Source organism: Mesorhizobium sp. M7A.F.Ca.CA.004.12.1.1, from assembly GCF_003997835.1.
GTDB lineage: Bacteria > Pseudomonadota > Alphaproteobacteria > Rhizobiales > Rhizobiaceae > Mesorhizobium.
In genome coordinates this window covers 1-9,630 of the sequence record NZ_RZRK01000162.1, presented here as the reverse complement: position 1 = coordinate 9,630, position 9,630 = coordinate 1, and the positions used below count along the sequence as shown (strand labels likewise).

Here is a 9,630-nt window from a genome sequence, read left to right as displayed (position 1 = left end):
CTTCATCACCAAGATGGTGGAGCGGGAGCGGAGCCTATTTGTTTAGCCGTGCCGCCTTTTCCTTGCCACAAAACCGGCCAGAATGGCATCAGGCGTGCAGCCGCCGCGTAGAGACGATCCCTTAGAAAGCTGGCGCGGATAGACATGCGAGCCGTTCTTGCCATCCTGCCGCTGCTTTTCGTTTCCGCTTGCGCCAACCCGTGGACGAAGGTCCCGGAGGCCGAGCTGCCCAAGCCGATCCGCTACGCCATGGCGCGGCCTTCGCCTTTCGTCCTGGGCAATTATTGCGGCCCTGGCACCCGCACCGGCGATCTATCGGCCCGGCCGGCCGACCGCCTCGACGCGGTCTGCCAGACGCATGATGCCTGCTATATCGCCCGCCACAACCATTGCGACTGCGACGGCACCCTGGTCGCCTCGGCGAAAGCGATCCGCGACGACAAGACAACGCCACGCAAAATGCGCGGCGAGGCCGAACTGTTGATCGCCACCTTCGCCATTCCCGTCTGCAAGGTCTTCCCGCAGGGCTTCATGCCGCCGCGCGATCCCGCGCAATTGAGCGCCCTGAAGGCCGGAGCGCCCGGGTGAAGGGTCGCGCATCCATCGCCATCGTTCTGTTCGGGCTGGCTGTCATTGCCGGCTGTGCCGGCGCTGGCCGCAATGCCTGCGATCTCCTGCAAGGCCAGAGCGCTTGCGCGCGACCCGCGCTCTCCGCCGAGACAGCTGGGCCGCGGATCGCCACCGCGCAGTTTTTCGGTGACGCCGGTACGAACGACTACGAAAAACGGTTCCTGGCGCTGCTCGCCCATCACCAGCTCGGCGCCATGGACCGCGCCAACGGCACCGGCCCTTTCGGTCACGACCGCCATGAGATCCGCAACAGCGATTTCCAGGCGACCTACCGGACACTGCAGCAACTGGCCGGGCCGGTTGCCGAAACGCATCTGCCGCCGGCCGGCGCCAACAGCGGCGAGGCTCATTTCGACGGACGCTGGCGGGTGTCGCGGCAGACACTCTACATCGATGCGGCTGCGCGGCCCTCGGCGCCCAGGATCTTCGATTTCTCCGGCCTGCAGGCGCGCAGCGTCGAGGTCGTGCTGCGCCAGGCCGGCAAGCAACCGGCCGACATCGAGGGCATCTGCGACGGCACGCTGGCGATCCGTGCCGGCGGCGGTTCACGCACCATCGCCATGGGCACGGCATTCCGTTTTCGCCTGTCCGGCGAGGACGACACGGTCAGCCTGTTTCCGAGTGACGGCCTGAACCGCTGCACCGCAAGGATCCGCTCCAGCCTTGCCCCGGCCGGCGCGCCGCTCACCATTCGGCGCGAAGAGGCCGCCGATCCGGCTCTCGCCGCCTTCGACAGTCGCTACGAGCGTTGCACGACGCCTAACCCCACCGGCCTCGATGCGCTCAGCCGCGCCTTCTATGCCAGCCGCTGGCTGTCGCAGACCTGCGCCTTGCCGATCGGAAAGCCGCGCCTGCTGCGCAAATCGCGCGATGGCTTCAACGCCAAGGTCGAGGCGCTGATAGGGGCGCCGCTGTCCGACAGCGCCATCGACAAGGGCGACCCGGAGCTGCCGCTCGACTTCTCCAGGGCGCCAAGGCTGAAGCTGATCTACCTGTCGTCGCTGGAGTTCAAGGCCGACTTCTCCGGCCGCATCATCGAACGGCTGATCCGCCACCATGCAGCCCTCGGCACCAAGGTGCGCATCCTGGTCACCGACGTGCTGGAGCGCGACAAGGACGACGCCCTGCTGCATCGGCTGGCGGCCGAATTCCCCAATGTCCAATTGCAGGAATATCGCTGGCGGGCGGACCATGGTGCGCCGATCGACGAGCAGATTTCACAACTGCACAAGGTCCATCACGTCAAGATGCTGGCGACGCTTGCCGACGATCCACGGCGGTCGCGCGCCATCATCGGCGGCCGCAACATCCATGACGGCTTCCTGTTCCACCAGCCGATCGATCTGTCGCGCTATCCAGACCTTGAGCAATACGGCAAGACCGACGGGCTCTCGCTGAACTACTATTCGAACTGGAGCGACTTCGACATCGAGTTCGCCGATCCGGCCACGGTCGAAATGCTGGCTGCGCATCTTTCGACAGTGTGGCTGCGCGACGCCGACACCAATCTGGCGCGCCCCTTCTCCATTCCGGTCCGGTCCGACGGCGCCCGCCCGTCAGGCACGGCACGACACTTCATTTCGGTGCCCTACGAGGACGGCCATGCGCTGGAGGACTATTTCGTCGAACTGGTCGACGCTGCCCAGCACCATATCCAGATCGTCAATCCCTACCTCAACCTGACGCCCAAGCTTGCCCAGGCTGTTGACCGGGCGCTCGCCCGCGGCGTCAGGATCGACATTGTCGGCCGCATCGATCTCAAGGGCGATATCGGCGGCAAGTTTCTCACCGCGCTCAACAAGCTGTTCGTCGAGAAATATGGCGACCGCATCAACATCCGCGAATTCAAGGCGCCTGACGTGGTGCTGCATTCCAAGATCATGATGATCGACGAAAGGTTGGTCGCCATCTCGTCGGTCAATCTCAACAACCGCAGCTTCTTCCACGACAGTGAGAACGGCATGATGGTGCTCGATCCGGCCTTCTACACCAGGATGAAGCCGATCTATGACGACTATGTCGCCCACTCCAATCCGGTCGCCACCAATGTGACGATCCCATGGGCCTATCGGCTGCTGTTCGACGAGGACTGGGTCCGGCAGGCATTCTGACCCTCTACCGTAGATAGCGCTCCTGCGCGAGGTCGCGAACGTCGATGTCAGGCACCCGGCTGGAGATGATGTCGGCCAGAACCTTGCCCGAGCCACAAGCCATGGTCCAGCCGAGCGTGCCGTGGCCGGTGTTGAGATAGAGATTGGAAAGCTCGGTGCGGCCGATCAGCGGCGGACCATCCGGCGTCATCGGCCGCAGCCCGCACCAGAACGTCGCGTCCCGCATGGCGCCGGCGCCCGGAAAGAGATCGCCAACCGAGTGTTCCAGCGTGCGCCGCCGCGATTCGTGCAGCCTGAGGTCGAAGCCGGAAATCTCGGCCGTACCACCAACCCGGATGCGGTCGCCGAGCCGGGTGATCGCCACCTTGTAGGTCTCGTCCATCACCGTCGACACCGGTGCCGCGGCGGCGTCCTTGATCGGCACGGTGATCGAATAGCCCTTGACCGGATAGACCGGGATCGGCCGCTTCACCCGGCGCATGAAACCTGCCGAATAACTGCCCAGCGCCATCACATAGGCGTCGGCGGTTTTCCAGCCCTTGCTGGTGCTGAGATTGGCGATGCGGTTGCGGCTGCGGATGACGCGCCAGATCGTCACGTCGTACTCGAACTTGACGCCACGGGCCACACAGAGTTCGGCCAGCCTGTCGGTGAACATCTTGCAGTCGCCGGTCTCGTCGTGCGGCAGCCTGAGGCCGCCGACGAACTTTTCGCGCACCCCGGCAAGGCCAGGCTCAGCCGCGATGCAGCCGTCCTGGTCGAGGGTCTCGTAAGGCACGCCATACTTCTTCAGCACCTCGACATCTCCGCCGGTGCCGTCAAGCTGCTTTTGCGTCCGGAACAGCTGCAGCGTGCCCTGGGTGCGCTCGTCATAGGCGATGCCGGTCGCTTCGCGTAGCGCCTTCAGCGTGTCGCGGCTGTATTCGGCGAGCGGCACCATGCGCGCCTTGTTGATCGCATAGCGCTCGGCGGTGCAGTTGCGCAGCATCTTGATCAGCCATGTCCACATATGCGGGTCGAAGGCCGGCCGCACCACCAGCGGGCCATGCTTCATCAGCAGCCATTTGATCGCCTTCAGCGGAATGCCGGGTCCGGCCCAGGGCGAGGCGTAGCCGGGCGAAATCTCGCCGGCATTGGCGAAGCTGGTTTCCAGCGCCGGGCCTTTCTGGCGATCGAGAACCGTCACCTCGTGGCCGGCCTCGGCAAGAAAGTACGCCGTGGTCACTCCGATGACGCCGCCGCCCAGCACCATGATCTTCATCGTTCACTCCTTGCCGCGCCGCACGCCCTTGAGGACGCCTGGACGCGGCCGTATTTCCGATTTGCGCACGATCCCCAGCGAAAATCGATGCCGACTTTCGGGATCATGCAGTGTTGCCTGTTCACGCCGCCGTGGGACCGGGGTCGTCATCCCCTGTCTGCCGCATTCCGGCCCTTTCGCCAAGGGGCCGCCAATCGGCTGCGGCGCTGTAGACGAGGGTGAGCCCATGCGGCCGTCGCGCCTCGTCTCGGGATTTCTCCCTGACGGCACGCCGCGCGGCCTCCGGCTGGTAGAGCACGGTCGCGATCAGGACCGACTCCCGCCTGCCGTCGGCCTGTTCGATCCATGCAGTCTGACCCTCGGCCATGCCGAGCATGCAAAGCCCCCGCCTTGTCATGATCGACAGGCTGGAGCCGACCGGACCGTGCACCTCATTCTGCACCAGAGTTCGGGTCTCGGCAGGGCCGGCATCGACACGAAACACCAGCCTGCTGTTCAGCGTCACGATATCGGATCCGACCGAATCGATCGCGACGACCTCGGCTTTGGAAAGCTTCTCTTCAAGCATTGGAACAATCGGATCCGCGAAAGCCCGCCAACGCTCCAACATGATCTCGAGGACGGCGAAGTCCTTCGTCGTCAGCCGGAAATTCGCGCCTGTCATCGCCGTCTCCATGCTCAGGACCCTTCCCGCCCGCAGGCCGGCGCATCGACCGCTTCGATGGTCGCCGACAGTTCCCGGCCGCCACGGCTGCTCCAGCACACTGTCTGCCCGATCGACGCGCCGATAAGCGCCGTCCCCATCGGCGTCAGCACCGAGATCCTGTTTTCACTGATGTCTGCTTCGCCGGGATAGACCAGCGTGATGCGCTGGGTGTGGCCGCCATCGTTGCGGATTGTCACCGTCGAACCCATCCGCACCACGTTGGCCGGCATGGAAGCCGCTGCCGTCACGAAGGCACGGTCCATCTCCGAAAGCAGTTCTTCGGCCGTCTCGGGCACGCGGTCGAGCGACGCCCGCGCCAGGCCCGTCAGCCGGTGGTGGTCGGCATCGCTGACCAGAAGCCGGCTCGGTGGACGCAATCCTGTTGCATGTTGCATGGCAAACCTCATGACTTGGCGCATCCAACAGACGCGCGCCTGCCGCCGCACAAACGGTGGCTTGATGAAAGCCGGCAGCCGCGAAGCTGTCTGGCTCGGGAATGATGATGTCAGGTAGAAATGCCCCGGTTCGGACGGACGCCAAAAGGCGGCCGCGCCGGGGCTACGATCCCGCGATCGGGCAGACCCGGAACAAGGTTCTGATATAAGCGAGGTTGCTCATGCCCGGAGCCTTGCCGACAGGCGTCCGCTTGTCAAGCGCGGCCAAACCGCTCAACCGCCGACATAGCGCCGATGGAAGCGCGGGCCGAGGCTGGTCAGGATCTCGTAGCCGATGGTGCCGGCATGGCCGGCGGCGTCATCGACGCTTTGCGAGGGACCGAGCAGTTCGACGAGATCACCCTCGCGCAGCCTGCCGACCGGCAGGGCGGAAATGTCGAGAATGATCGAATCCATCGACACCCGCCCGAGGAAAGGCAGCCGCACGCCCTCGAACCAGGCGGCGGACGCGGCGCGGCGTTGCCAGCCATCCGCGTAGCCGAACGAAATCGTCGCCAGCCTGAGCGGGCCTTGCGCATGATAGGTGTGGCCATAGCCGACGCCGGCGCCTTTTTCGACGCTGCGCGTCTGTGCCACCTTTGCCTGCAGCCGCACCACCGGCAGCATCGGATTGGACTTTGCCGGCGTCGGATTGATGCCGTAGAGCGCGGCACCGGGGCGGGCGAGATCGTAGTGAAAGCGCTCCCCAAGAAAGATGCCGGAGGAATTGGTCAGCGATGCCGGCGCCTCCGGCAGCATCTTGCGCAGCCGCTCGAACGCCAGCCGCTGCTTCTCATTGGCCGGATGCTCCGGCTCGTCGGCGCAGGCCAGATGGCTCATCACGTAACGGATGTCGATGCCGTCGAAGGCCTGCGGGTCGGCGGCGATGCGATCCACATCCCGAGGCGCCATGCCGAGCCGCGACATGCCGCTGTCGACCTGGATCGCGGCCTGCAGTTTTCGGCCGGCGCGGCGAGCCGTCACACGCCAAGCCGCCAGTTGCTCGGGGCTGTTGATAACAGCGCAAAGGTTTGCTGCCACGGCGTCCGGCTCGGCACCGGGCGGAATGCCGTTCAACACGAAAATGGCAGGGCCCGGCCCAAGCGAGTGGCGCAGGGCGACGCCTTCGCCCAGAAGCGCAACGAAGAAGATATCGCAGCCGTCGCGCAGCAGCGCCGCCGCGACCTGGCCGGCGCCCACGCCGTAGCCGTCCGCCTTGAGCACCCCAGCGCAGGCAACATCGCCCAACCGCGCCTTCAGCCGCCGGTAGTTTTCACGGATTGCACCGAGATCGATGGTGAGGATGGCCCCAGCCGCCACTTCGCTTGTGGCGGTGACCTCTTCTGGGGGCGACTTTTGGGGGGCGTCGTTCATGGCGACCCTTCGCGTGCTAGTGGATACATCAATAGGACCGCCGGGCCGGCGCGGCAACCGCGGTTGTTGTATAGCGGCTATTGCACCAGATGCCGGAATGCCGTCACCACATCCTCATAGACATGGCGCTTGAACGGCACGATCAGGTCGGGAAGGTCCTGCATAGGCCGCCATGCCCATTTGTCGAACTCTGCGGTGTGGCCACCCGGCGGCGGGTTGATCTGGATCTCGCTGACATCGCCGTGGAAGCGAAAGGCGAACCATTTCTGCGTCTGGCCGCGATACCGGCCCTTGAAGGCGATGCCGACGAGATGGTCCGGCAAATCATAGTTGATCCAGTCCGGCGCCTCGGCCAGCAGCGAGACGCCTCGCATGCCGGTCTCCTCATAGAGCTCGCGCTCGGCCGCCTGCAATGGCTCCTCGCCCTCGTCGATGCCGCCCTGCGGCATCTGCCAGAGCTGCGTCGTGCCGGCAAATTCGCTGTCCGGTTCGGCAATCCGGTGCCCGACCCAGACAAGGCCCTCGGCATTGAGGATCATCAGCCCGACACATGGACGGTAAGGCAGCGTTTCGCGGTCGATCTTGTTCGTCTTTGGCATCAGTCAGTCTTTCCAGCCGTCTTACGATGGCTAGCCTTTTTGCGGATCTATAGCCACCGCTGAAATCGGCACGATCTCTATGCCGCGCTTCTTGGCCTCGACCACCCAGGACGACACGGTATCGACCGTCAAGTCGAAGGCCGAACCGATGCCGACGGCAGTGCCTTTGGCCCGCGCGGTCGCCTCCAGGCTGTCTAGCTTCTTCAGGATTTCGCCGCGATCCTGCACGGCATCGATCGCCATGTCGCCGGCGACGAAGGGCACGCCATCCTTCAGCGCCAGGTCCGGCGCCAGGCTGCGCGCCGACGAGCCGTCATCGATATAGGCGAGGCCGCGTTTGCCGAGCTCGGCGATGAACGGCTCCATCGCCGCGGCATCGGCGGAAAAGCGGGCGCCCATATAGTTCATGACGCCGGTATAATTGGTCGTCCGCGACAGCGCCCAGTGCAGGCTCTTCAGGTTCTCATCCGCGCTCGCCGCCACCGTCAGCGTGTTGCGGCCCGGATTTACCTTCGGATAATCGAACGGTTCGAGCGGCACCTGCATGACGATCTCGTGGCCGCTCTGCCTGGCTGCCTGCATCCACCGGCCGATGCTGTTGCCTTGCGGCGCGAAAGCCAGCGTCACTTCCGCCGGCAGCTTGGCGATGGCCGCCTGGGTGCCGGTCTGCGAAACCGAAAGCCCGCCGATGACGATCGCCACCCGTGCGCCGCGCCCGCCCGACCAGGGCCGCGCATAGACGTCGAACGGCCGCCTGCCATCCGTGGCGCGCACCGGCAACGGTCCGGTCTCGCTGGTCTCGATCAGCGCCTTGTCGGGAATATGCGCGATCTTCAGGTTCTGACCGATGGTCGACGGATCGCGAATGACGATCGCTGCCTTGGGCGGCCCATCGCCCTCCTCCGTCTGCACATGGATAATCTGCGGCCCGCCTGATTTGACCGGCGCCTCCGGCTTCGGTGCCGCCGGGGCCAATGCAGGCGGCGCGGCGGCAGGCTCGGCCGCCGCGGTCACTTTCGGCGTTGAAACGGCAACCTCTTGCGGCTTTCTAAACGGTTTTTCCCTGAGCGCGATCGCGCCGGAGACGCCGGCCACCGCCAGCACGGCCACTGTCGCCATGATCGCACCGCCGCTGATCTTGCCGGCGGCGCGCGGCGACCGGACTGCCTGTCCGAGCGGGCGTTCGATGTCCTTGCCGATATCAGCCAAGCCTAATCCCCGGGCACATGGCTCCGAAGACGAAGCCGCTTCGAAAAGACATGCGCGAATTCATCAATTCCGGCGCACCCCGCGCCATGTCTTGGGAGCTTTGCCTCGCTCCCCGAATCAAACTGCCGGAACCTTTCGGTCCCGGCAGCATCGCATTGCTTCCATCTGGCTCAAACAGAAAGATGGGGCGGCGCGTGCGCCGCTCCAGATCCTTACTGGTTGAGAACCGCCTTTTGCGGATTGGGCGGGAAGGACGGATCGGTCTTCTGGCCACGCAGCAGCTGCTCGGCATAGATGAGCTGCAGATCGTCTTTCGGATCCGGCGGCACATAGGCCGCCGAGCCCGAACCCGTCGTGCTCTCGTCGGCGCCCTTGATATGGCCCTTGAGATCGGATTCGCCACGTGTCAGATCCCTGCCCTGCAGTTCCGGCGGCAGTGGCTGTTCGACCTTGATGTCCGGCGTGATGCCCTTGCCCTGGATCGACTTGCCGGACGGCGTGTAATAGAGCGCCGTCGTCAGCCGCAGCGCACCATTCTCGCCGAGCGGAATGATGGTCTGCACCGAACCCTTGCCGAAGGACTGCGTGCCGACCACCGTGACACGGCGCAGGTCCTGCAGCGCGCCGGCGACGATTTCCGACGCACTGGCCGAACCGCCATTGACCAGGACGATCATCGGCTTGCCGTTGATGTCGTCGACCTGCTTGGGCTTGGCGTCGAAGCGGGTGACGTCCTTGGGGTCGCGGCCGCGCGTCGAGACGATCTCGCCGCGGTTGAGGAAGGCATCGGACACGCTCACCGCCTGGTCGAGCAGGCCACCTGGATTGAGGCGGAGATCCAGAACGTAGCCCTTCAGCTTGTCGTCGGGAATCTGCTTCTTGATGGTGTCGATGGCGTTCTCGAGGTCGTCATAGGTCTTTTCGGTGAAGGAGGTGATCTTCATGTAGCCGATGTCGTTCTCCACCCGGAACTTGACCGCCTTGACCTTGATGATGTCGCGCACGACCGTCAGTTCGATCGGCTTGTCGGCGCCCTGGCGCAGGATGGTCAGCTTGATCGGCGTGTTGACCAGGCCGCGCATCTTGTCGACCGCATCGTTGAGGGTCAGGCCGCGAACCTCTTCGCCGTCGATCTTGGCGATGTAGTCGCCGGCCAGCACGCCTGCCTTGGCGGCCGGCGTGTCGTCGATCGGCGTGATCACCTTGACCAGATCGTTCTCCATGGTGACCTCGATGCCGAGGCCGCCGAACTCGCCCTTGGTCTGGACGCGCATATCCTGCGCCTGCTCGGCATTCATGTAGGAGG

9 protein-coding genes are annotated in these 9,630 nt (G+C 64.8%); 2 read left to right on the top strand and 7 right to left on the bottom strand.

Annotated features, from left to right (window positions below):
- The first annotated feature begins 144 nt into the window (after positions 1 to 144).
- Both EN984_RS11255 and EN984_RS11250 read left to right on the top strand, forming a co-directional pair.
- Positions 145 to 588 (top strand): hypothetical protein, encoded by a 444-nt coding sequence (locus tag EN984_RS11255; RefSeq protein WP_127268689.1) that lies wholly within the window; start codon positions 145 to 147, stop codon positions 586 to 588.
- Positions 585 to 2,741, top strand: a complete 2,157-nt coding sequence (locus EN984_RS11250) for a phosphatidylserine/phosphatidylglycerophosphate/cardiolipin synthase family protein (RefSeq protein WP_127270379.1) — start codon at positions 585 to 587, stop codon at positions 2,739 to 2,741. The genes EN984_RS11255 and EN984_RS11250 overlap by 4 nt, the downstream gene beginning before the upstream one ends.
- 4 nt (positions 2,742 to 2,745) lie before the next feature.
- On the opposite strand, the gene EN984_RS11245 is transcribed toward EN984_RS11250, so the two are convergent.
- The 7 genes from EN984_RS11245 to EN984_RS11215 all read right to left on the bottom strand — a co-directional run.
- Positions 2,746 to 4,002 carry a D-amino acid dehydrogenase gene (locus EN984_RS11245; RefSeq protein ID WP_127267087.1) on the bottom strand — a complete coding sequence of 419 codons (1,257 nt, stop codon included), beginning with the start codon at positions 4,000 to 4,002 and terminating at the stop codon, positions 2,746 to 2,748.
- A 121-nt stretch (positions 4,003 to 4,123) separates the two neighbouring features.
- Positions 4,124 to 4,666, bottom strand: coding sequence for a nucleoside-diphosphate kinase (locus tag EN984_RS11240; protein ID WP_236383239.1), 543 nt, complete (start codon positions 4,664 to 4,666; stop codon positions 4,124 to 4,126).
- Positions 4,667 to 4,680: 14 nt separating this feature from the next.
- On the bottom strand, positions 4,681 to 5,103 hold the full coding sequence (rnk, locus tag EN984_RS11235) for a nucleoside diphosphate kinase regulator (protein WP_127267089.1): 423 nt from the start codon (positions 5,101 to 5,103) through the stop codon (positions 4,681 to 4,683).
- Between the two features lie 273 nt (positions 5,104 to 5,376).
- On the bottom strand, positions 5,377 to 6,516 hold the full coding sequence (alr, locus tag EN984_RS11230) for an alanine racemase (RefSeq protein ID WP_127267090.1): 1,140 nt from the start codon (positions 6,514 to 6,516) through the stop codon (positions 5,377 to 5,379).
- Positions 6,517 to 6,593: 77 nt separating this feature from the next.
- Positions 6,594 to 7,115, bottom strand: coding sequence for an RNA pyrophosphohydrolase (locus tag EN984_RS11225; protein WP_127267091.1), 522 nt, complete (start codon positions 7,113 to 7,115; stop codon positions 6,594 to 6,596).
- A 30-nt stretch (positions 7,116 to 7,145) separates the two neighbouring features.
- Positions 7,146 to 8,324, bottom strand: coding sequence for a divergent polysaccharide deacetylase family protein (locus tag EN984_RS11220; RefSeq protein ID WP_127267092.1), 1,179 nt, complete (start codon positions 8,322 to 8,324; stop codon positions 7,146 to 7,148).
- A 212-nt stretch (positions 8,325 to 8,536) separates the two neighbouring features.
- The coding region (locus EN984_RS11215) for a S41 family peptidase (RefSeq protein ID WP_164765438.1) at positions 8,537 to 9,630 on the bottom strand (1,094 nt) is incomplete at its 5' end.